This window comes from Streptomyces sp. NPDC056224 (assembly GCF_042267665.1).
Classification (GTDB): Bacteria; Actinomycetota; Actinomycetes; order Streptomycetales; family Streptomycetaceae; genus Streptomyces.
On the sequence record NZ_JBHJTK010000038.1, the window covers coordinates 1 to 21,680 of the forward strand.

The 21,680-nt window shown below is 71.9% G+C and carries 19 protein-coding genes; 7 read left to right on the forward strand and 12 right to left on the reverse strand.

Annotation, left to right across the window (positions count from 1 at the left end; translation table 11 throughout):
- Positions 1-266: 266 nt before the first annotated feature.
- Together ACFCZ1_RS30340 and ACFCZ1_RS30345 are read left to right on the forward strand one after the other, a co-directional pair.
- A complete protein-coding gene (locus tag ACFCZ1_RS30340; RefSeq protein WP_376681466.1) occupies positions 267-1,694 on the forward strand; it encodes a SulP family inorganic anion transporter in 1,428 nt (475 codons plus the stop codon).
- 19 nt (positions 1,695-1,713) lie between these two features.
- Entirely contained in the window at positions 1,714-2,949 is a 1,236-nt protein-coding gene (locus ACFCZ1_RS30345) for an APC family permease (protein WP_376681467.1), read from the forward strand.
- Positions 2,950-3,323: 374 nt separating this feature from the next.
- On the opposite strand, the gene ACFCZ1_RS30350 is transcribed toward ACFCZ1_RS30345, so the two are convergent.
- The 12 genes from ACFCZ1_RS30350 to ACFCZ1_RS30405 form a co-directional block, all read right to left on the reverse strand.
- On the reverse strand, positions 3,324-3,716 hold the full coding sequence (locus ACFCZ1_RS30350) for a YccF domain-containing protein (protein WP_376681468.1): 393 nt from the start codon (positions 3,714-3,716) through the stop codon (positions 3,324-3,326).
- Complete coding sequence (gene htpX / locus ACFCZ1_RS30355) at positions 3,713-4,576, reverse strand: zinc metalloprotease HtpX (protein WP_376681469.1); 864 nt, start codon at positions 4,574-4,576, stop codon at positions 3,713-3,715. The genes ACFCZ1_RS30350 and htpX overlap by 4 nt, the downstream gene beginning before the upstream one ends.
- Positions 4,577-4,747: 171 nt before the next feature.
- Positions 4,748-6,274, reverse strand: coding sequence for an NADH-quinone oxidoreductase subunit N (locus ACFCZ1_RS30360; RefSeq protein WP_376681470.1), 1,527 nt, complete (start codon positions 6,272-6,274; stop codon positions 4,748-4,750).
- Positions 6,271-7,824 (reverse strand): NuoM family protein, encoded by a 1,554-nt coding sequence (locus ACFCZ1_RS30365; RefSeq protein ID WP_376681518.1) that lies wholly within the window; start codon positions 7,822-7,824, stop codon positions 6,271-6,273. The genes ACFCZ1_RS30360 and ACFCZ1_RS30365 overlap by 4 nt, the downstream gene beginning before the upstream one ends.
- Before the next feature lie 38 nt (positions 7,825-7,862).
- Positions 7,863-9,863: an NADH-quinone oxidoreductase subunit L gene (locus tag ACFCZ1_RS30370; RefSeq protein WP_376681471.1), complete on the reverse strand. Its 2,001-nt coding sequence runs from the start codon at positions 9,861-9,863 to the stop codon at positions 7,863-7,865.
- On the reverse strand, positions 9,860-10,207 hold the full coding sequence (nuoK, locus tag ACFCZ1_RS30375) for an NADH-quinone oxidoreductase subunit NuoK (RefSeq protein ID WP_030298116.1): 348 nt from the start codon (positions 10,205-10,207) through the stop codon (positions 9,860-9,862). The genes ACFCZ1_RS30370 and nuoK overlap by 4 nt, the downstream gene beginning before the upstream one ends.
- Positions 10,207-10,812 carry an NADH-quinone oxidoreductase subunit J gene (locus ACFCZ1_RS30380; RefSeq protein ID WP_376681472.1) on the reverse strand — a complete coding sequence of 202 codons (606 nt, stop codon included), beginning with the start codon at positions 10,810-10,812 and terminating at the stop codon, positions 10,207-10,209. Before ACFCZ1_RS30380 ends, nuoK begins: the two co-directional genes overlap by 1 nt.
- The gene (locus ACFCZ1_RS30385; protein ID WP_376681519.1) at positions 10,809-11,444 is read right to left on the reverse strand and encodes a NuoI/complex I 23 kDa subunit family protein; all 636 of its coding nucleotides are present in this window, start codon (positions 11,442-11,444) and stop codon (positions 10,809-10,811) included. The genes ACFCZ1_RS30380 and ACFCZ1_RS30385 overlap by 4 nt, the downstream gene beginning before the upstream one ends.
- Entirely contained in the window at positions 11,441-12,409 is a 969-nt protein-coding gene (locus ACFCZ1_RS30390) for an NADH-quinone oxidoreductase subunit H (RefSeq protein WP_376681473.1), read from the reverse strand. Before ACFCZ1_RS30390 ends, ACFCZ1_RS30385 begins: the two co-directional genes overlap by 4 nt.
- On the reverse strand, positions 12,406-13,623 hold the full coding sequence (locus ACFCZ1_RS30395) for an NADH-quinone oxidoreductase subunit C (RefSeq protein WP_376681474.1): 1,218 nt from the start codon (positions 13,621-13,623) through the stop codon (positions 12,406-12,408). Before ACFCZ1_RS30395 ends, ACFCZ1_RS30390 begins: the two co-directional genes overlap by 4 nt.
- Positions 13,620-14,198 carry an NADH-quinone oxidoreductase subunit B gene (locus ACFCZ1_RS30400; protein ID WP_376681475.1) on the reverse strand — a complete coding sequence of 193 codons (579 nt, stop codon included), beginning with the start codon at positions 14,196-14,198 and terminating at the stop codon, positions 13,620-13,622. Before ACFCZ1_RS30400 ends, ACFCZ1_RS30395 begins: the two co-directional genes overlap by 4 nt.
- Positions 14,189-14,596 (reverse strand): NADH-quinone oxidoreductase subunit A, encoded by a 408-nt coding sequence (locus ACFCZ1_RS30405; RefSeq protein ID WP_376681476.1) that lies wholly within the window; start codon positions 14,594-14,596, stop codon positions 14,189-14,191. Before ACFCZ1_RS30405 ends, ACFCZ1_RS30400 begins: the two co-directional genes overlap by 10 nt.
- Positions 14,597-14,743: 147 nt before the next feature.
- On the opposite strand from ACFCZ1_RS30405, the gene ACFCZ1_RS30410 reads away from it, so the two are divergent.
- The 5 genes from ACFCZ1_RS30410 to ACFCZ1_RS30430 all read left to right on the forward strand — a co-directional run bounded on the left by ACFCZ1_RS30410 (position 14,744) and on the right by ACFCZ1_RS30430 (position 21,565).
- Positions 14,744-15,913, forward strand: a complete 1,170-nt coding sequence (locus ACFCZ1_RS30410; protein WP_376681477.1) for a sensor histidine kinase — start codon at positions 14,744-14,746, stop codon at positions 15,911-15,913.
- A 216-nt stretch (positions 15,914-16,129) separates the two neighbouring features.
- Positions 16,130-17,458, forward strand: a complete 1,329-nt coding sequence (locus tag ACFCZ1_RS30415; RefSeq protein ID WP_376681478.1) for a sensor histidine kinase — start codon at positions 16,130-16,132, stop codon at positions 17,456-17,458.
- Positions 17,459-17,757: 299 nt separating this feature from the next.
- Entirely contained in the window at positions 17,758-18,417 is a 660-nt protein-coding gene (locus ACFCZ1_RS30420; protein WP_356812075.1) for a response regulator transcription factor, read from the forward strand.
- 144 nt (positions 18,418-18,561) lie between these two features.
- Positions 18,562-20,505 (forward strand): 2-oxoacid:acceptor oxidoreductase subunit alpha, encoded by a 1,944-nt coding sequence (locus ACFCZ1_RS30425; RefSeq protein ID WP_376681479.1) that lies wholly within the window; start codon positions 18,562-18,564, stop codon positions 20,503-20,505.
- Positions 20,498-21,565, forward strand: coding sequence for a 2-oxoacid:ferredoxin oxidoreductase subunit beta (locus ACFCZ1_RS30430; protein ID WP_376681480.1), 1,068 nt, complete (start codon positions 20,498-20,500; stop codon positions 21,563-21,565). The genes ACFCZ1_RS30425 and ACFCZ1_RS30430 overlap by 8 nt, the downstream gene beginning before the upstream one ends.
- Positions 21,566-21,680: the final 115 nt, after the last annotated feature.

The following is a 21,680-nucleotide window of genomic DNA, read 5'->3' on the forward strand; positions in this document are numbered from 1 at the left end:
TTCTCGGGGGGGCGGTTTTTTTTTATACCCCCCCCGGGCCACCCTGTGCTTCACCACCGGCTCACCCCGCCCCCCCCCCGCCCCCCCCCCGGCCCGGGGGGCCCCCCCGCCCCCCGGGCCCGCGGCGGTTGCGGGGTTGCGGAGGTGTGTGCGGGGCGTGAGCAGCGCGTGCGCCATCGCGGGCCCCTGTGGTCACTTGGGCGGCCCGGGTGCGCCCCGGCAAGGTGGGTGGTGCATCCATCCACCGCGTGACAGGGGGTTCTCACATGCCTGGGGCCGGCACGTTTCGCGAAGACTTCGGGGCGTCCGTCGTCGTCGCGCTGGTGGCGATACCTCTCTGCGTGGGGGTGGCCATCGCCTCCGGGGTACCGGCGGAGCTGGGGATCGTCACCGGCGTGGTCGGAGGACTGGTCACCGGGTGGTTCCGAGGGAGCTCGCTTCAGGTGAGCGGGCCCGCGGCCGGACTGACGGTGCTGGTCTACGAGGCGGTGCAGGCGCACAGCCTGCCCGCGCTCGGCGTGCTGGTGCTCGCCGCCGGGGTGGTGCAGCTGGGCATGGGGGTGCTGCGGCTCGGACGGTGGTTCCGGGCGATCTCCGTCGCCGTCGTGCACGGAATGCTGGCCGGGATCGGGCTGGTGCTGATCTCCGGGCAGCTCTACGCGCTGGGCGGTGTGGAGGCTCCGGGGCACACCCTGGCCAAGCTGGGCGGGGTGCACGAGCTCGGGGCGCAGGCCGACTGGGCCGCCGTGGCACTCGGGGCCGGGACCATCGCCGTCCTGTCGCTGTGGCGCCGGATGCCGGCGCGGCTGCGACTCGTACCCGGCGCCCTGGTGGCGGTGGCGGCCGCCACCGCCGTGGCCGCCCTGCTGCGGCTGCCCGTGGAGAAGGTGCGGGTGACCGGGGTACTGGAAGCGGTCTCCCCGCCCGCCTGGGGCGACTTCGGCGTGCTGGCCTCCGTCGGGGCGGTCGGGACCGTGATCGCGCTGGCGCTGATCGCCTCCGCCGAGACGCTGTTCAGTGCCGCCGCCGTGGACCGCATGCACGACGGGCCGAGGACGCAGTACGACCGCGAACTCGTCGCCCAGGGCGTGGGCAACAGCGTGTGCGGGCTGCTCGGGGCACTGCCGATGACCGCCGTCATCGTGCGCAGCGCCGCCAATGTGGAGGCCGGGGCCCGTACCCGGGCGGCCCGGGTACTGCACGGCGTTTGGCTGCTGGTCTTCGCCGTGGCCTTCCCCCAGGTGCTGGAAGCCGTACCGCTCGCCGCGCTGGCCGGGGTGTTGCTGCATGCGGGCTGGAAGCTGCTGCCGGCCCGGGCGGTGGCCTCGCTGTGGCGGACGCACCGGGGTGAGGCGGTGGTGCTGGTGGCCACGGCCTGCGCGATCGTGGTCACCAATCTCTTCGAGGGAGTGCTGGTCGGCCTGGGGCTCGCCGTCGCCAAGGCGGCCTGGGAAACCTCCCACGTGCACATCGAGGAGGTGTGGGAGGACGGCGAGCTGTGCGTGCGGGTCGTGGGGAACGCCAGCTTCCTGAGGCTGCCCAAGCTGCTCGACGCCCTGGACGCGCTTCCTCACGGGAAGCCGGTGCGGCTCGACCTGAGTGGGCTGCGCCATCTCGACCACGCCTGCCTGACCGCCCTGGAGGGGTGGGAGCGCACGCGGATGCCGCTCCCCGGCCGGGAAGGCGTCATCTAGGGCGGTTACCCTCCGCCCCGTGACCAACGAGTTGAAACGCAGCCTGGGAGTCTTTGACGCGGTCGTGGTCGGGCTCGGCGCGATGGTCGGCGCCGGGATCTTCGCCGCGCTCGCCCCGGCGGCACGCGCGGCGGGCGGAGCGCTCCTCGGAGCCCTCGCGCTGGCGGCCCTGGTGGCCTACTGCAACGCGCACTCCTCGGCGCGGCTGGCCGCCCGGTACCCGTCCTCCGGCGGCACGTACGTCTACGGGCGCGAGCGGCTCGGGCCCTTCTGGGGATATCTGGCGGGCTGGGGGTTCGTGGTCGGCAAGACGGCCTCCTGCGCGGCGATGGCCCTGACCGTCGGCGCGTACCTCTGGCCCGGGCAGCAGCAGGCCGTGGCCGTCGCCGCGGTGGTGGCGCTGACGGCCGCGAGCTACGGCGGCGTGCAGAAGTCGGCCAGGCTGGCCCGGCTGATCGTGGCGGCGGTACTGGCGGTGCTGGCCGGCGTGGTCGTGGTGTGCCTGTCCTCCGGCGCCGCCGACGCCGGGCGGCTCGGCGGCGCGGACTCGGGTGCGGTCGGACTGTTGCAGGGGGCCGGGCTGCTGTTCTTCGCCTTCGCGGGCTATGCCCGGATCACCACCCTGGGCGAGGAGGTGCGTGACCCGGAGCGGACGATCCCCCGGGCGGTGCCACTCGCACTGGGGATCGCGCTGCTGGTGTACGCCGCCGTGACGGTGGCGGCTCTGTCGGTGCTCGGCGCCGACGGGCTGGCGGGGTCGGCAGCGCCGCTGGCCGACGCGGTCCGGGCGGCCGGCCGGCCGGAGCTGGCCCCGGTCGTCCGGGTGGGTGCGGCCCTGGCCGCGCTGGGCTCGCTGCTGGCCCTTGTCCTCGGGGTCTCGCGCACGGCCTTGGCCATGGCCCGGGACGGCCATCTGCCCCGCACCCTGGCCGCCGTACATCCCCGGCACCAGGTGCCGCACCATGCCGAGCTGGCAGTGGGCGCGGTCGTGGCGGTGCTCGCGGCCACCGCCGACCTGCGGGGCGCGATCGGTTTCTCCTCCTTCGGAGTGCTGGCCTACTACGCGATCGCGAACGCCTCCGCGTGGACACTCGATTCAGGTGTCAAGGGCCGGGCCGTGGCAGCGGTCGGGCTGTCCGGCTGTGTGGTGCTGGCCTGCGCGCTGCCCCTCGCCTCGGCGGTCGCGGGGGCGGCGGTGCTGGCGGTCGGCGCACTGGCCTACGGAATGCGCCGACGGTTCAGCGACGGGGCCTGAACTCGCCCAAGGGGGGCCAGGCAGCCGGAGTCGGCTATCGCCACAACGGCCTCCGGCCGGCGCCACCCTGACGCGCGCTGCGCCTCATGCGTACGGACAGCCTGACCCGGGGACAGCACTCCGGGCTCCGGGCCGAATCCACCGTCGCCGACGCGGGTGGAGGGCGCGGTGGGCAGCACCGCTGTCCAGCGGTGAGATCGCCCACGCCGAAGGCATACTCGATTTCGCGCTGAGGGCTTTGCCTGCGGGTGCGCGCAGTTGCGCACGCGGTCTGCGACTTGCTCCAGCAACTGCTCGGTCTCGTTCATGCGTTCATGGTGACCCACTCCACCGACAGTCCGCCCGGCCTGTGGATAACCCGGCCGGGGACGGGGTCAGCGAGAGGCGAACGGGGCGTCCGTCGGGACGATTTCGCGGCCCAGCGGGAGCAGGGAGAGCGGAACCATCTTGAAGTTGGCGATGCCGAACGGGATGCCGATGATCGTGACGCACAGCGCGAGTCCGGTGACGATGTGGCCGATGGCCAGCCACCAGCCCGCCAGGACGAGCCACAGGACGTTGCCGATGCAGGAAGCGGCTCCGGCATCGCGGCGCTCGACCGTCGTGTACCCGAAGGGCCACAGGGCGTAGACGGCGATGCGGAAGGCGGCGACGCCGAAGGGGATGCCGATGATGGTGATGCAGAGCAGCACACCCGCGAGGACATAGCCCAGGAACAGCCAGATGCCGCTGAGGATGAGCCAGATGACGTTCAGAATGGTCTTCACTGTCGGCGTCCTGCCATCTGTTCGAGCCGGGCGATGCGCTCGGCCATCGGAGGGTGTGTGGAGAACATCTTAGAAAGACCTTCGCCGGGGCGGAACGGGTTGGCGATCATCATGTGGCTCGCCGCCTCCAGGCGGGGTTCCGGGGGCAGCGGGAGCTGCTTGGTGCCCGCGTCGAGCTTGCGCAGGGCGCTCGCGAGGGCGAGCGGGTCCCCGGTGAGCTGCGCGCCGGACGCGTCGGCCTCGTACTCACGGGAGCGGCTGATGGCCAGCTGGATCACGGAGGCGGCCAGCGGGCCCAGAATCATGATCATCAGCATGCCGAAGAGTCCCGGACCCTCGTCGTCGTTCGAGCGGCCGACCGGTACCAGCCAGGCGAAGTTCACCAGGAACATGATCACTGAGGCGAGGGCTCCGGCGACCGACGAGATCAGGATGTCGCGGTTGTAGACGTGGCTGAGCTCGTGGCCGATGACTCCGCGCAGTTCACGCTCGTCGAGTATCCGCAGGATGCCCTCGGTGCAGCAGACCGCGGCGTTGCGCGGGTTGCGGCCCGTGGCGAAGGCGTTGGGCGCCTCGGTGGGCGAGATGTAGAGGCGGGGCATGGGCTGGCGCGCGGAGGTGGAGAGCTCGCGCACCATGCGGTAGAGCTCGGGGGCCTCGAACTCGCTGACGGGGCGCGCGCGCATCGCGCGTAGAGCCAGCTTGTCGCTGTTCCAGTACGCGTACGCATTGGTCCCGAGGGCGATGAGGACGGCGACGATCAGGCCGGTCCGTCCGAAGAAGCTTCCGATGACGATGATGAGTGCGGACAGCCCGCCGAGGAGTACGGCGGTCTTGAGCCCGTTGTGCCGGCGGTGCACGGTACGCCCTCCAAGTGGTGCGGCGGGGGACCCGGAGCGAGGGCCTACGGTCCAGTGGACCCTCCCTTCCCCGTCAACGCGAGGTGGAGGCGTCTGGTTCCCGGCGCACGTCCGCCCCGCCGCCCCCGAGGCGGGGGCGGCGGGGCGGACGGGGACGTTGCTCCGAACGGGCTACTGCGGGAAGAGGCTGCCCGACGCGACGCGCAGGACCAGCTGCGGGGCGCCCGAGAGGACCACGGCGGTCACGCCGGTGAGCACGATGGCCGCAGTGACCGGCCAGGGAGCCTTGGTGCGGGCTTCGACCGCGCCCTCGGGGGCGCGGAACAGCAGCGCGGTCCACCGCAGGTAGTAGTACAGGGCGATGACGACGTTGACCGCCATGACCACGGCCAGCCAGCCCAGGCCCGCGTCGACCGCGGACTGGAAGACGGTGACCTTGGCGAAGAGGCCGATGATGCCCGGCGGCAGGCCGGCCAGGCAGAGCAGGAAGAAGGCCAGCGAGAGGGCGGCCAGTGGGCGCTCGGCGTACAGGCCGCGGTAGTCGCTGATCCGGTTGAGCGGTTTCGTACGGGCGACCAGCGCGGCCACGGCGAAGGCGCCCAGGTTCACGACGGCGTACATCAGCGCGTAGGCGACCGTGGCGCCGATCTGGTCGCGGCCGGAATACGCGGCCGCGGCGATCGGGACCAGCAGGTAGCCTGCCTGGCCGACCGAGGACCAGGCGAGCAGCCGTACGGCGCTGTGCGGGCGGTCGGCGGACTGTCGCAGCGCGGCGGCGTTGCCCACGGTCATGGTGAGTGCGGCGAAGACGGCCAGGGCCGGGCCCCAGATCTCGGAGTACGCCGGGAAGGCGATCACCGTGACGAGGATGAGGCCGGTGAAGCCGACCGCCTTGCCGATCACCGAAAGGTACCCGGCGATGGGCAGGGGGGCTCCGACATAGGTGTCGGGGACCCAGAAGTGGAAGGGGACGGCCGCGGTCTTGAAGGCGAAGCCGACGAGGGTGAGCGCGACGCCGGCCATGGCGAGGGTGTCGAGCTGCCCGGGGACGTCTTCGAGGCGGTCGGCGACCTGGGTGAGGTGCAGGGAGCCGGTGGCGGCGTAGACGAAGCTGACGCCCATCAGCGACACGGCGGTGGCCGTGACGGAGGAGAGGAAGAACTTGAGGGCGGCCTCGGAGGAGAGCCGGTCGCCGCGGCGCATGCCGACCAGGGCGAAGGCGGGCAGCGAGGCGACTTCGAGGGCGACGATCAGGGTGGCGAGGTCGCGGGAGGCGGGCAGCAGGGCGGCGCCGGCGGCGGAGGAGAGCAGCAGGAACCAGTACTCGCCGGCGGGCATGCGCGCGTCGCGGACGGCGGTGACCGACAGCAGGGCGGTGAGCAGGGCTCCGGCCAGCACCAGGAACTGGATGACGAGCGCGAAGTGGTCGGCGGTGTAACTGCAGGCGGCCGGGTCGGCGGTGAGGCAGAAGGTGCTGCGGTCGCCGGCGCGCAGCGGCAGCAGAGTGGCGGTCGCGGCCGCGAGGCCGGCGACGGAGACCCAGCCGAGGGCGGGCTTGGCGCGCTCGGGCAGGAAGAGGTCGGCGATCAGGACGGCCAGGCCGACGGCCACGGTGATCACCACGGGCGCGAGGGCGAGCCAGTCGACGGACTGGACCAGGCTGGGGGTCTCGGCGGAGAGGACCGTGAGGGCCGTCATGCGTTGCCTCCTGCGAGGAGCTTCTGGACGGCCGGGTCGGTGAGGCCGAGGAGGACCGCGGGCCACAGGCCGGCGAGGACGGTGAGGGCGGCGAGCGGGGTCCAGGCGGCGAACTCGTAGCGCTGGATGTCCGCGACGGCGAGCTCGGGGCCGGTCTGCGGGTCGCCCATGCAGACGCGTCGTACGACGATCAGGAGGTAGGCGGCGGTGAGCAGGGTGCCGAACGCTCCGACGGCCATGTAGGTGAGGAAGGCCGGGCGGGACAGGCCCTCGGCGGGGTCGAAGGCGCCGAAGAGGGCCAGCATCTCGCCCCAGAAGCCGGCCAGGCCGGGCAGGCCGAGGGAGGCGACGGCGGCGAAGGCGAGGAGGGCGCCGAGGCGGGGGGCGCGGCCGTAGAGGGCGGCGCCGGTGGCTCCGGCGAGGGTGTCGAGGTCGGCGGTGCCGTAGCGGTCCTTGAGGGCGCCGACCAGGAAGAAGAGGAGGCCGGTGATCAGGCCGTGGGCGATGTTGGCGAAGAGCGCGCCGTTGACGCCGGTGGGGGTCATGGACGCGATGCCGAGGAGCACGAAGCCCATGTGGCCGACGGAGGAGTACGCGATGAGGCGCTTGAGGTCGCCCTTGTTCCCCTTGCGGGCCAGGGCGAGGCAGGCGAGGGATCCGTAGACGATGCCGACGGCGGCGAAGGCGCCCAGGTAGGGGGCGAAGGTGGCCATGCCGTCGGGGGTGATGGGGAGCAGGATGCGGACGAACCCGTACGTGCCCATCTTGAGCAGGACGCCTGCCAGCAGGACGGAGCCGACGGTGGGCGCGGCGGTGTGCGCGTCCGGCAGCCAGCTGTGCAGCGGCCACATCGGGGTCTTCACGGCGAGGCCGAGGCCGATGGCCAGGACGGCCAGGAGCTGGGTGGTGTGGGACAGTTCGCGGCCGTTGTCAGAGGCGAGTGCCACCATGTCGAAGGTGCCGCTCTTCAGTCCGATCAGCAGCAGACCGAGCAGCATGACGACGGAGCCGAGGAGGGTGTAGAGGATGAACTTCCAGGCGGAGGCCTGCCGCTGAGCACCGCCCCAGCGGGCGATCAGGAAGTACATCGGGATGAGGACCATCTCGAAGGCCAGGAAGAAGAGCAGCAGGTCGAGGACGGCGAAGGTCGCGAGGGTGCCGGATTCGAGGACGAGGAGCAGCGCGACGAAGGCCTTCGGGGAGGGGCCGTCGGGGAACTTGAAGTAGCTGTAGAGCGCGCAGAGGAAGAACAGCAGCGCGGTCATCAGGAGGAGGGGGAGCGAGATGCCGTCGATGCCGAGGTGGATCCGGACGTTCAGCGCCTGGATCCAGCTGATGTCCGTCGTCGCCTGGAAGCGGGACGGGGCGTCGTGGTCGAAGCCCAGCGCGAGGGCGATCGTCGCGGCGAGGATGACACCGGTCACGGTCACGCCGTGGCGGAGCACGGCCTGTCCGGGGCCGCGGCCCCCCAGGCCGGGCGGCGCCGGCAGGAGGGCCGCGGCGGCGCCGAGGAGCGGTGCGGCCACGATGAACGCCAGAAGGAACTGCATCACGGACGGGCTGATATCAATCACGGCTGACTCACGGCTCACGATCCGGCGTTGACGTTGGCGAGGACGGCGGTGGCGATCGCCAGGACCACGGCACCGGCGAGCAGGGCGCTCAGGTAGCTCTGCACGTTGCCGGTCTGGGCACGGCGTACGAGGCCGCCGAGCAGCCGGGGACCGGCGCCCGCGGCGCGGACGTACGTCTCCACGACCTCGCGGTCGAGGAAGCGGACGAGGCCGGCCGCCGCGCGGACGGGGCGGACGAACAGCCGGTCGTAGACGGCGTCGAGGTGGAAGCCGTCGGCCGCGTGGCGGTGCAGCGGGCCGAGCAGCGCCTTGCCGGGGTCGGGGGCGGCGCCGGCCGGGACGGCGGGGTGGTCGTGGGTGACCTCGGCGACCTCGGGGGTCTCGGCGGCGGACTCCGCGGCGGCGGCGGACGCGGACAGGCCCGTTCCGTACCCGCCCGCGACGGCCTTGACCGTGGCGCGCTGCCAGAGGGCGTAGGTGAGCATCACACCGACGACCGCTGCGCCCGTACCGAGGATCGAGGTGACCAGGGTGGGGGTGAGCTCCCTGCCGTCGAACCAGTCGGCGAGGGAGTCCGCCGCGAGGCCGAGGCCGATCGACGGGATCGCGAGCAGCCACAGCACGCCGGTCATGGCGACGGGCTCCCTGCCGTGGTCCGGGGCGGCCGCGCCCCGGCCGCGGAAGGCCATCAGCCACAGCCGGGTGGCGTAGGCGGCGGTGAGCAGGGCGGTCAGCACACCGGCGACGAGCACCACCCAGCCGGCGCTTTCGGGGGCGAAGTCCGAGTGGCCGGTCACGGTCTGCTCGGCGGCGACGAGGACGGCTTCCTTGGAGAAGAAGCCGGCGAACGGCGGGATGGCGGCGAGTGCGAGCAGCGCGATCGTCATCGTCCAGAACGCGTCCGGGATGCGCTTGGCCAGGCCGTCCATTCGGGACATGGCGGCCAGAGAGTTCGTACCGGCGGCGTGGATGATCACGCCTGCGCCGAGGAACAGGAGCGCCTTGAAGGCGCCGTGGGACAGGAGGTGGAAGACGGCGGCGCCGCGGTCGCCGACGGCCAGGGCGCCGGTCATGTAGCCGAGCTGGCCGATCGTGGAGTAGGCGAGCACCCGCTTGATGTCGTCCTGAGCGAGAGCGGCGAGGCCGGAGCCGACCATCGTGACGGCCGCCATGACGGCCATGACCACCAGCGCGGCGTGAGAGGCCGCGAAGACCGGGAGGAGGCGGGCGACGAAGTAGACACCGGCGGCGACCATCGTCGCGGCGTGGATCAGCGCGGAGACCGGGGTGGGGCCCGCCATGGCGTCCGGGAGCCAGGTGTGCAGCGGGAACTGCGCGGACTTGCCCGCGACTCCGGCGAGCAGGAGCAGCGCGATCAGCGTCGGGTGGTCGAGCCCGCCTGCGGCGACGGTGCCCAGGATCTTCGTGATCTGGAAGGAGCCGGCGTCCGTGGCGAGCGCGAACAGGCCGATGAGGAAGGGGACGTCACCGAGCTTGGTGACGAGGAACGCCTTCAGGGAGGCGGAGCGGGCCGCCTCGGTCTCCCAGTAGTGGCCGACCAGGAAGTACGAGCAGATGCCCATGACTTCCCAGCCGACCAGCAGCACCATCAGGTCGCCGGAGTAGACGACGAGCAGCATGGCGGAGGTGAACAGTGAGACCAGAGCGGCGTACGACGGGTAGCGCGGGTCCTCGCGGAGGTACGCCGTCGAATAGATCTGTACGCAGGTGGCGACGACCCCGACCAGGACGGCGACCAGCGCGGCGAAGCCGTCGATGTAGAGCGAGAGGTCGATCGGTACCGAGCCGGTCGGAGTCAGCTCGGTCACGGTCTCGATCGGCCGGCCGCCGCCCTGGCGGACGGCGACGAGTACGGCCAGTACGGCGGCGCCGAGCGTCGGCAGGATCGCGAGGGGCCGGACGAACCCGGGGGCGGTGCGGCCGAAGAACAGTCCCGCGACCGCGCCCAGGAAGGGGAGGAGGGGGACCAGGACGGCGAGGGTCGTGGTGCTCACGCGGTGACCTCGCTCTGGTTGTTCGGGGCGGGCTCGTGGCCCTCGGCGGTGTCACGGAGCCGGTCGACGTCCGAGGTGCCGCGGTTGCGGTACACCATCAGCACGATCGCGAGGCCGATGCCGATCTCGGCGGCGGCGATGGCGATGGTGAAGAGGGTGAGGGCCTGGCCCGCGTGCAGGGTGTCGCGCAGCCAGACGTCGAAGGCCACCAGGTTGAGGTTGACGGCGTTGAGCATCAGCTCGACGGACATCAGGACCAGGATGGCGTTGCGGCGGGCGAGTACTCCGTACAGGCCCGTGCAGAAGAGGAGCGCCGCGAGCACGGCGGGGTAGGCGAGGTGCATCAGCGCTGCCCCTTCTTGTCGCCGGTGCCGACACCGGCGACGGCGGGTTCGTTCCTGCGGGACAGCACGATGGCGCCGATCAGGGCCGCGAGGAGGAGGACGGAGAGCGCTTCGAAGGGCAGCACCCAGTGCTGGAACAGGATCTCGCCGGAGACCTTCGTGGAGCCCTGGACGGGGCCGTCGAGGTCGATCCAGGTGGTGCGGAAGGCGTCGACGACGACCCAGACGAGTGCGACGGCCGCGACGCCGGCGACGCCGGACGCGACCCAGCGGTTGCCGGAGTCGGCGTCCGGGGAGCGGCCGATGGGCGCCTTGGTGAGCATCAGCCCGAAGAGGAGGAGGACGACCACGGAGCCGAGGTAGATCAGGACCTGGACCCAGGCGATGAATTCGGCGGTCAGCAGCAGGTACTCGACGGCGATGCCGCCGAGCGCGACGACCAGCCACAGGGCGGCGTGCACCAGTTGCTTGGTGGTGACCGTGACGAGGGCCGCGCCGAGGGTGGCGAGGCCGACGAGGAGGAAGGCGATCTCGACGCCGGCCGGGGAGAGGAACCCGGGCCCGGTGGCGGTGGCGGCTGCTGCCAGGGTGGCTGCGGGGGTCACGCGTCTGTCTCCGGGCTGGTCTGCGGATCGGGTCTGGTCGGCTCGGCGGCCGTCGCCTCGGCCGCTTCGGCAGCGGCGGCTTCGGCAGCGGCGGCCGCCGCTGCGGCTGCGGCTGCTTCGGCCTTCTCCACGGCCTTGCGCGCGGCGGCGATCTCCTTGGGCTCCTCGGCGGCCGGGTCCAGTGCGGGCGGGGCCGGGACGGTCCACATCCACTCGCGGAGCTTGTCGCGCTCGTGGGTCAGGTCGTGGATGTCGGTCTCCGCGTACTCGAACTCCGGCGACCAGAAGAGGGCGTCGAAGGGGCACACCTCGATGCAGATGCCGCAGTACATGCAGAGGGAGAAGTCGATGGCGAAGCGGTCGAGGACGTTGCGGCTGCGCTCACGGCCACCGGGGGTGGGGGCCGGGACCGTCTCCTTGTGGGAGTCGATGTAGATGCACCAGTCGGGGCACTCGCGGGCGCACAGCATGCAGACCGTGCAGTTCTCCTCGAACAGGCCGATGACGCCGCGGCTGCGGGGCGGGAGCTGGGGCTGGACCTCGGGGTACTGGGCGGTGTGCGAGCGCTTCGTCATCGTGCGCAGCGTCACCGCAAGGCCCTTGGCGAGGCCGGATCCGGGGATGGGCATCAGTTCATCGCCACCTTCACGATGCCGGTGAGCGCGATCTGGGCGAGCGCGAGCGGGATGAGTGCGGTCCAGGCGAGCTTCTGGAGCTGGTCCTCGCGCAGGCGCGGGTAGCTCACGCGCAGCCAGATCACGACGAAGGCGAGGATCGCGGTCTTGAGCAGGGTCCAGACCCAGCCGAGACCGTCGGCGCCGAAGGGTCCGTGCCAGCCGCCGAGGAAGAGGACCGTGGTGAGGGCGCAGAGGACGACGATGCCGGCGTACTCGGCGAGCAGGAACAGCGCGAAGCGCAGGCCGGTGTACTCGGTGTACGCGCCGAAGATGATCTCGGAGTCGGCGACGGGCATGTCGAAGGGGGGCCGCTGCAGTTCGGCGAGGCCGGCGGTGAAGAAGACGAGCGCGCCGGTGATCTGCCAGGGCAGCCACCACCACTGGAAGCCCTCGACGATGCCGGGGAGGGAGACCGTCCCGGCCGCCATGGCCACCGAAGCGGCGGCGAGCAGCATGGGGAGCTCGTAGGCGAGCAGCTGGGCGGCGGTGCGCAGGCCGCCGAGCAGGGAGAACTTGTTCGCCGAGGCCCAGCCGGCCATGAGGGAGCCGAGGACTCCGACGCCCATGACGGCGAGCACGAAGAACAGGCCCGCGTCGATGGCCTGGCCGACCGCGCCTTCGCCCGGACCGATCGGGATGGCGAGGAGGACGAGGAGGTACGGGAGCAGGGCGACGGCGGGAGCGAGCTGGAAGATCCGCCGGTCGGCGTTGGCCGGGACGATGTCTTCCTTCTGCGCGAACTTCACGCCGTCGGCGACGAGCTGGGCCCAGCCGTGGAAGCCGCCCGCGTACATGGGGCCGAGGCGGCCCTGCATGTGGGCCATCACCTTGTGCTCGGTCTGCCCGACGACGAGCGGGAGCACGAGGAAGACGGCGAAGACGACGATCAGCCGCAGGGCGACGTCGAGGACGTCGTTCACGCGTCGCCTCCGTTGTCAGGGGTGGGGTCGGGGTCGGGGGTGGGGTCGGGGGTCTCAGGCGTGGGATCGGGCCGACCCGTCTCCGGAGGAGGTACCGGGGCCTCGGACTCGGCCTCGGGCTGCGGTCCGGCCGTGTCCGGCTTCGCCGGGGGCTCCTCGAACGCGGGCTTCGGATGGTGCCAGGGCGCGTCGGCGCTGCGCGGGGCCGGCCGCCTGGCCGCCTCCGGCGCGGGTGCCGCTGCCTCGGCTCCGCCCTCGGTGTCCGACGCGGCCTGGCTCGCCGAACCGTCGGCCGCGGAGCGGGTGCGGCGCACCGGGCGGACGGCCTCGCCCTCCGGCACGGCCGGAACAGCAGCCGGGGCCTCCCCCGAAGCCTCCGGGGCAGCCGGCACGGCCTGGCTCGCCGAACCGTCCGCGACCGAGCGGGTGCGGCGGGGCGGGCGGGGCTGGGCCTCCGTCGGCGGGGCTGCGGTTGCCCCGGTCGGCGGGGCGGCGACTGCCCCGGTGTCCGTCGGCTGGGTGGCCGAGCCGTCCGCGACCGAGCGGGTGCGGCGGGCCGGGGCGCCCTCGCGCGGGGCACGGGCGGCCGCGCCGGCGGCACGCGGGGTGCGGGCCGGCCGGGCGGGGGCCGGCGGGAGCTGGCCCTTCATCGGACCCCAGTCGTTGGGGTCCGGGACGCCCGGCGGGAGCATCTGGCGGCGCTTGGGCGCATCCGGATCGTGGGCCTCGCCCGGCTCCTTGGCGCCGGGCCAGGCCTTGGCGACGCGCGCGGCGAGGACGAAGTCCTTGCGCAGCGGGTGGCCCTCGAAGTTCTCCGGGAGGAGGAGGTGGACCAGGTGCGGGTGGTCGGTGAAGACGACCCCGAACATCTCGAAGGTCTCGCGCTCGTGCCATTCCGCGCCCGCGTACACGGCGACCGCCGAGGGGAGGGAGGGCGCGGCGTGCGGGACGGTCGTGCGCAGCAGGAGGCGGCGTACGCGGTGGTTCTCCAGCGAGACGACGTGCGCGCAGATCCGGAAGCCGGTGCCCGGCTCGTCCACCGCGCTCAGCCAGTCGAAGTACGTGCAGCCCAGCTTGTCCCGGGCGATCTCCAGGGAGGAGATCCAGGAGCCGACCGGAACGTCCACCGTCAGGACGTCGTACGAGGACGAGCCCACGGCCTCTTCGCCGAAGACCGTCGGCGCCGCGTCGGGAAGGGAGTCGTAGAGGTTCACGCGTCGGCCCCGGGGGGTGTGACCAGGCCGCTCGTCAGCTGGGCCACGGACGGACCCGACGCGTAGCGGTCCGCCAGCGACTCGCGGGCGATCTTCTCCTGGAGCTTGAGGATGCCCTGGAGGAGGGCCTCCGGACGCGGCGGGCAGCCGGGTACGTACACGTCGACGGGGATGATCTGGTCGACGCCCTTCGTCACGGAGTACGAGTCCCAGTACGGGCCGCCGCAGTTGGAACAGGCGCCGAAGGAGATGACGTACTTCGGCTCCGGCATCTGCTCGTAGAGGCGCTTCACGGCCGGAGCCATCTTGTCCGTGACCGTGCCCGAGACGATCATCAGGTCGGCCTGCCGGGGCCCGGGCGCGAAGGGGATGACGCCGAGGCGGATGAAGTCGTGGCGGGCCATCGACGCGGCGATGAACTCGATGGCGCAGCAGGCGAGGCCGAAGTTGAAGACCCACAGGCTGTAGCGGCGGCCCCAGTTCAGGACCACCTTCATCGGTTCCGGGGCGAGGCGGGAGAGCACTCCCAGGCGCTTGGGCTCCGGGAGCATCACGGGCTGCGGTGTCACGTCCATTCGAGGACGCCCTTCTTGTACGCATAGAGCAGGCCGACGGCCAGGAAGCCCAGGAAGATGAACATCTCCACCAGCGTCGTGGCGCCGTAACCGGCGGCGGCGAACACCGTCGCCCACGGGAACAGGAAGATCGAGTCGACGGCGAAGATGACGTAGAGGAAGGCGTAGACGTAATAGCGGACCTGGGTGTGCGCCCAGCCCTCGCCGACCGGGTCCACGCCGCACTCGTACGTCAGCAGCTTCTCGGGGGTCGGGACCACGGGCCGCAGCAGGCGGCCGGCGCCGAAGGCCACGGCCACGAAGAGCACGCCGATGAGCGCCAGCAGGCCGACGACCGAATAACTCCGGAAGTAGTCCGCCGCGAGCACGGTTACGGTCGATACCGTTGGTTCGGGCACGTCCGTTCCTCGCTCCTCGGTCACTGTCGACGATCTGTTACACGCGGGAGTCTAGGGCCTGCCTCACACGGGGTGGGGTTATCCCCCGTTCACAGCACCCCGGCCACCCCATGGCACGAGCGGACGGCGCTTGGCAGGCTGTCCCGCATGACCACGAGCCAGGGCATCCCCGACAACGACCGGCCTCCGCCCGTCCGCGCCGTCTTCAGCGCCGTGACGTGGAAGGAGATCGCCCATCTGGTCAGCAACCTGCCGCTGGCGATCATCGGTTTTGTTTACGCGGTCGTCATGGTGACGGGCACGGGCGTGCTGTCCGTGACCGCGGTCGGACTTCCGCTGCTCGCATGTGGTCTCTATCTGTCTCGGCAGTTGGGACGCCTGGACCGGGCGCGGGCCCGGGCGCTGTTGGGCGTGCGGGTGGACGAGCCGACGCCGATTCCCGGCCCGCGGCGGGCCGGCGGGTTCTTCCCCTGGCTGTGGACGAGCATCAAGGACCCGGTCGGCTGGCGAACGGTGCTGTACCAGCTCGTCCGGCTCCCGTGGGGGCTGCTCACCTTCACGGTAGCGCTGAGCGGGCTGTTCGTGCTGTGGCCGGTGCTTCCGTACGTGGTGCGGATGCTGGCGAACGCGGACCGCGCGATGGTGCGGGGGCTGCTGTCGCCGTCCGACGAGCTGGAGCGGCGGATCGCGGAGCTGGAGTCCGACCGGGGCGTGGTCGTCGACACCGCGGCGGCCGACCTGCGGCGCATCGAGCGCGATCTGCACGACGGGGCGCAGGCCCGGCTGGTGGCCCTCGCGATGGGGCTCGGCCTGGCGAAGGAGAAGCTGCTGGAAGACCCGGAGGGCGCGGCGGCGATGGTCGACGAGGCCCACGGGGAGGTGAAGCTGGCGCTCCAGGAGCTACGGGACCTCGCGCGCGGGATCCATCCGGCGGTGCTGACCGACCGGGGGCTGGACGCGGCGCTGTCGTCGGTGGCGGCGCGGTGCGTGGTGCCGGTGAAGGTGGCGGTGGACCTGCCGGCGCGGCCGGCGGAGGCGATCGAGGGCATCGCGTACTTCGTGGTGTCGGAGCTGCTGCAGAACGTGAGCAAGCACGCGCGGGCGCAGGGCGCGAGCGTGGAGGTGTGGCGGACGGGGCCGCGGCTGCTGATCCGGGTGTCGGACGACGGGCGGGGCGGGGCCGGTACCTCCGGCGGGAGCGGGCTGGCGGGGCTGGCCGAGCGGCTGGGCGCCGTGGACGGGGTCTTCGTCGTGCACTCTCCCGAGGGTGAGGGGACCGTGGTCACGGCGGAGCTGCCGTGGCGCGACCGCGCGTAGCTGGGCCCCCGCCCTCGGCGTTGATCGGGACTCCCGTCCGGGATGGCGGGGGTCCCGTTCCGCGTCCGGCGTCCGGCGTCCGGCGTCCGGGTGCGGCGCCCTCCCCGGGGTGGGGTTAACCCCCCGTCCGGGAGACCGACCCGCCGCATGGTTCCCGTGGGGCGCGGCCGACAGGGTGGAGGGGTAACGAGGAGACGGGAAGGGCGGGTCGGGACCATGGGCAACGGCATCGGTACGGGCAGGGGAACCGGCGCGGGCGGGGGGATCGGCGCGGTGCTGCGGGCTCCTGTCGAGCGGCGGACCTGGCGCGAGTTCGGGTACCTGCTGATCGGGCTGCCGCTGAGCATCCTCTACTTCTCGCTGGCCGTCACGGGCCTGAGCCTCGGCGCCGGACTGCTCGTCACCTTCCTCGGGGTCCCCGTCCTCGCCGGCGTGCTCGCCCTGTGCCGCGGGTTCGGCCACCTGGAGCGGGCCCGGGTGCGCGGCCTGCTCGGGACCGACATCGGCGAGCCGGCGCGGATCCGGGCCGAGAAGAAGGGCCCGCTCTCCGCGATGGGCGCCCTGCTCAAGAGCGGGAGCGCCTGGCGGCACGCGCTGTACTCGGTGATCCACTTCCCGTGGGCGGTGTTCGGCTTCTGTGTGGCACTGACGTTGTGGGCGTCGGGGTGGGCCTACCTCCTGTACCCGGTCTGGTTCTGGGTCTTCCCCGCCTTCACCGACCAGCCCGGCCTCCAGCTCTTCCAGAACGACGGTTACTCCTTCTTCCTGGACTCGCCCGCGGAGATCGCCCTCACTTCCCTCGTGGGGCTGGCGCTCACGCTCGCCACGCCCTGGGTGATCCGGGCGCTGGCCACCGTCGACCGGGTCGTGGTGGGCGGGCTGCTCGGGCCGTCCCGGCTGGACAGCCGCGTCAGCGAGCTGGAGTCCGGCCGGGGGGTGGTCGTGGACACCGCCGCCGCCGACCTGCGGCGCATCGAGCGCGATCTGCACGACGGGGCGCAGGCCCGGCTGGCGGCCCTCGCGATGGATCTGGGGCTGGCCAAGGAGAAGGCCACGGAGGATCCGCGGGCCGCCGCCCGCATGGTGGACGAGGCCCACGGAGAGGTGAAGATCGCCCTCCAGGAGCTGCGCGACCTGGCCCGGGGGATCCACCCGGCGGTGCTGACCGACCGGGGCCTGGACGCGGCGCTGTCCTCGGTGGCCGCGCGGTGCGCCGTTCCGGTACGGGTGACCGTGGACCTCCCGGCCCGGCCCGCGGCGTCGATCGAGGGGATCGCGTACTTCACGGTCTCCGAGCTGCTGCAGAACATCAGCAGGCACGCGCGGGCGCGGGTCGCGAGCGTGGACGTGTGGAAGTCCGGGGAGCGGCTGCTGGTCCAGGTCGCCGACGACGGCCGGGGCGGGGCGAGCGCCGCTGCAGCGGGGGCCGGAACGGGGCTGGCGGGGCTGGCCGAGCGACTGGACGCCGTGGACGGGGTGCTGGTCGTCGACTCCCCCGTCGGTGTGGGGACCACGGTCACCGCCGAGCTCCCCTGGCGGCCTTAGCGAGTCCCGGGGGGCCTGTCGGCGGGCGCCCCGGCGCCCGCGGCAGGCCCCCCGGCATGTTCCCGGCGGGCGTCCGGGAACCTCCCGGCAGGCGCCCGGGCACCTCCGGCAGGCGTCCGGGAACGTCCCGGCGGGCGCTCGGCGCCTCCCGGTCTTCTTCCCCCGTGCGAAAACTCCCCCCGTAGGCCCACTCGTTGGTCCGGCCCTGCCTTGATCCGGCCTTGGGACTGGGATGCTTGGCTGTGCCAGGGAGTGCGGGAACGAATGGACGCGGGAGCTGCTGAATCGTGAACGACAGGGTGCGGGTGGTCATCGCCGAGGACTCGGTGCTGCTGCGGGAGGGCCTGACCCGGCTGCTGACCGACCGGGGGCATGACGTCGTGGCCGGCGTCGGGGACGCGGAAGCCCTGATCAAGACGGTGGCGGAGCTGGCGGCAGAGGACGCGCTGCCGGATGTGGTGGTGGCCGACGTACGGATGCCGCCGACGCACACCGACGAAGGAGTGCGCGCCGCCGTACGGCTGCGGCGCGAGCACCCCGGGATAGGCGTGCTCGTGCTGTCCCAGTACGTGGAGGAGCAGTACGCCACCGAGCTGCTGGCCGGTTCCAGCACGGGGGTGGGGTATCTGCTCAAGGACCGGGTGGCCGAGGTCCGGGAGTTCCTGGACGCGGTGGTACGGGTGGCCCGGGGCGGTACCGCCCTGGACCCCGAGGTCGTCGCCCAGCTGCTCGGCCGCAGCCGCAAGCAGGACGTGCTGGCGGGGCTGACCCCGCGCGAGCGCGAGGTGCTCGGCCTGATGGCCGAAGGCCGCACCAATTCCGCCGTCGCGAAGCAGTTGGTCGTGAGCGACGGAGCGGTGGAGAAGCACGTCAGCAACATCTTCATGAAGCTGGGCCTGTCGCCGAGTGACGGGGATCACCGGCGCGTACTGGCCGTTCTCACCTACCTGAAGTCTTGATCGACTGACACTCTGTCAGATATGGCATACCGGTCGGCCGTCTCAATGGGCGGTCCAACGGTCCAGAATGTGGCCGCCGCCGGAGCGCCGACCGTCGTAGGGTTGGTTCTGGGGGTGCCCACGCCTCGAAGGAGGTCCAGTTCAGTGACCAGCCAGGTCAGTAGCCCGGCCGAGCAGGCCGACGGGGCAGGGGGTGCGGTTGTCGGTGGACAGCGCATCCCGGCGAGTCCGGGCAGCAAGGAAGTCCGCCGTCTCGATCGTGTGATCATCAGATTCGCGGGTGACTCCGGTGACGGCATGCAGCTCACCGGTGACCGGTTCACCTCGGAGACGGCGTCGTTCGGCAACGATCTGTCCACGCTCCCGAACTTCCCCGCCGAGATCCGCGCCCCTGCCGGAACCCTGCCCGGGGTGTCGTCCTTCCAGCTGCATTTCGCGGACCACGACATCCTCACGCCCGGTGACGCCCCGAACGTGCTGGTCGCGATGAACCCGGCCGCTCTGAAGGCGAACATCGGCGACGTGCCGCGCGGCGCGGAGATCATCATCAACACCGACGAGTTCACCAAGCGCCCCATGGCCAAGGTCGGCTACCAGACCTCTCCGCTGGAGGACGGCTCCCTCGCCGCCTACAACCTCCACCCGGTCCCGCTGACCACCCTCACCGTCGAGGCGCTGAAGGATTTCGGCCTCTCCCGCAAGGAGGCCGAGCGCAGCAAGAACATGTTCGCGCTGGGCCTGCTGAGCTGGATGTACCACCGGCCGACGGAGGGTACGGAGAAGTTCCTGCGGCAGAAGTTCGCCAAGAAGCCGCACATCGCCGAGGCGAACGTGGCCGCGTTCCGGGCGGGCTGGAACTTCGGGGAGACGACGGAGGACTTCGCGGTCTCCTACGAGGTCGCCCCCGCCAGCCAGGCGTTCCCGACCGGCACCTACCGCAACATCTCGGGGAACCTGGCGCTGTCCTACGGGCTGATCGCCGCCGCCCAGCAGGCCGATCTGCCGCTCTACCTGGGCTCGTACCCGATCACCCCGGCCTCGGACATCCTGCACGAGCTGTCGAGGCACAAGAACTTCGGCGTGCGGACCTTCCAGGCCGAGGACGAGATCGCCGGCATCGGCGCCGCCCTCGGAGCCGCCTTCGGCGGGGCCCTGGGCGTGACCACCACTTCCGGTCCCGGTGTGGCGCTGAAGTCCGAGACGATCGGCCTGGCCGTCTCCCTGGAGCTGCCGCTGCTGATCGTGGACATCCAGCGCGGCGGGCCCTCCACCGGGCTGCCCACCAAGACCGAGCAGGCCGACCTGCTCCAGGCGATGTACGGACGCAACGGCGAGGCCCCCGTCCCCATCGTCGCGCCGCGCACCCCCGCGGACTGCTTCGACGCGGCGCTGGACGCGGCCCGGATCGCGCTCACCTACCGGACCCCGGTCTTCCTGCTCTCCGACGGCTACCTCGCCAACGGATCCGAGCCCTGGAAGATCCCCGACATCGCCGACCTGCCCGACCTCAAGGTCAAGTTCGCGACCGGGCCCAACCACGCCCTCGCCGACGGGACCGAGGTGTTCTGGCCCTACAAGCGCGACCCGGAGACCCTGGCCCGCCCGTGGGCGGTCCCCGGCACACCGGGCCTCGAACACCGCATCGGCGGCATCGAGAAGCAGGACGGCACCGGCAACATCTCGTACGACCCCGCCAACCACGACCTGATGGTCCGCACCCGGCAGGCCAAGATCGACGGCATCGAGGTCCCCGACCTCGACGTCGACGACCCGGACGGCGCGCGCACCCTCGTCATCGGCTGGGGCTCCACGTACGGCCCCGTCACCGCCGCGGTGCGCCGGCTGCGCGCGGCCGGACACCCCATCGCACAGGCGCACCTGCGCCACCTCAACCCCTTCCCGGGGAATCTCGGCGAGGTTCTGAAGCGTTACGGGAAGGTAGTGGTGCCGGAGATGAACCTCGGGCAGCTCGCCACCCTGATCCGGGCGAAATACCTGGTCGACGCCCAGTCGTACCACCAGGTCAACGGAATGCCGTTCAAGGCGGAGCAGCTCGCGAAGGTTCTCGAGGAGGCCATCAATGACTGAGGTGACCGACGCCCCCACCCTGCTGTCGCTGGTGCCGAAGGCCGAGGCCGTGCAGTCCGCGAAGGACTTCAAGTCGGACCAGGAGGTCCGGTGGTGCCCCGGCTGCGGCGATTACGCCGTTCTCGCGGCCGTCCAGGGCTTCATGCCCGAGCTCGGCCTCGCGAAGGAGAACATCGTCTTCGTCTCGGGCATCGGCTGCTCCTCCCGCTTCCCGTACTACATGAACACCTACGGGATGCACTCCATCCACGGCCGCGCGCCGGCCATCGCCACCGGCCTGGCCACCTCGCGCCGCGACCTCTCCGTCTGGGTCGTCACGGGTGACGGCGACGCCCTGTCCATCGGCGGCAACCACCTCATCCACGCCCTGCGGCGGAACGTCAACCTCAAGATCCTGCTCTTCAACAACCGGATCTACGGTCTGACCAAGGGGCAGTACTCCCCCACCTCGGAGATCGGCAAGATCACCAAGTCGACTCCGATGGGCTCCCTGGACGCGCCCTTCAACCCGGTGTCCCTGGCCATCGGCGCGGAGGCCTCCTTCGTGGCGCGGACGGTGGACAGCGACCGCAAGCACCTCACCGAGGTGCTGCGCGCGGCCGCCGACCACCAGGGCACGGCGCTGGTGGAGATCTACCAGAACTGCAACATCTTCAACGACGGGGCCTTCGAGGTCCTGAAGGACAAGGGCCAGGCGCAGGAGGCCGTGATCCCGCTGAGGCACGGGCAGCCGATCCGCTTCGGGACCGACGCGAACAAGGGCGTCGTCCGGGATCCCGCGACCGGTGACCTCGAGGTCGTCGCGGTCACCCCCGAGAACGAGTCGCGGATCCTGGTCCACGACGCGCGCGGCACCAGCCCGACGACCGCTTTCGCGCTCTCCCGCCTCGCCGATCCCGACACCCTGCACCACACGCCCATCGGTGTCTTCCGCGACGTCGAACGGCCCGTCTACGACACGCTCATGTCCGAGCAGCTCGACATGGCCATCGACCGCAACGGCAAGGGTGATCTCGCGACCCTGCTGACCGGCAGCGACACCTGGACGGTCGTCGGCTGACCCACGCCCCCGCCACGCCGCCACGCACCGCGGCGCGACACCACGCGCCCTCGCGCACGGAGCGAAGCCCGGATCTCCCAGGAGGTCCGGGCTTCGGCATACCCACCGAAAGCTA

Coding starts and splice junctions, on each gene's coding strand:
- ACFCZ1_RS30365 (WP_376681518.1), bottom strand. CDS start 7,824: ATGCAGTTCCTTCTGGCGTTCATCGTGGCCGCACCGCTCCTCGGCGCC.
- ACFCZ1_RS30340 (WP_376681466.1), top strand. CDS start 267: ATGCCTGGGGCCGGCACGTTTCGCGAAGACTTCGGGGCGTCCGTCGTC.
- ACFCZ1_RS30415 (WP_376681478.1), top strand. CDS start 16,130: ATGGGCAACGGCATCGGTACGGGCAGGGGAACCGGCGCGGGCGGGGGG.
- ACFCZ1_RS30400 (WP_376681475.1), bottom strand. CDS start 14,198: ATGGACGTGACACCGCAGCCCGTGATGCTCCCGGAGCCCAAGCGCCTG.
- ACFCZ1_RS30430 (WP_376681480.1), top strand. CDS start 20,498: ATGACTGAGGTGACCGACGCCCCCACCCTGCTGTCGCTGGTGCCGAAG.
- ACFCZ1_RS30410 (WP_376681477.1), top strand. CDS start 14,744: ATGACCACGAGCCAGGGCATCCCCGACAACGACCGGCCTCCGCCCGTC.
- ACFCZ1_RS30360 (WP_376681470.1), bottom strand. CDS start 6,274: ATGACGGCCCTCACGGTCCTCTCCGCCGAGACCCCCAGCCTGGTCCAG.
- nuoK (WP_030298116.1), bottom strand. CDS start 10,207: ATGCACCTCGCCTACCCCGCCGTGCTCGCGGCGCTCCTCTTCTGCACG.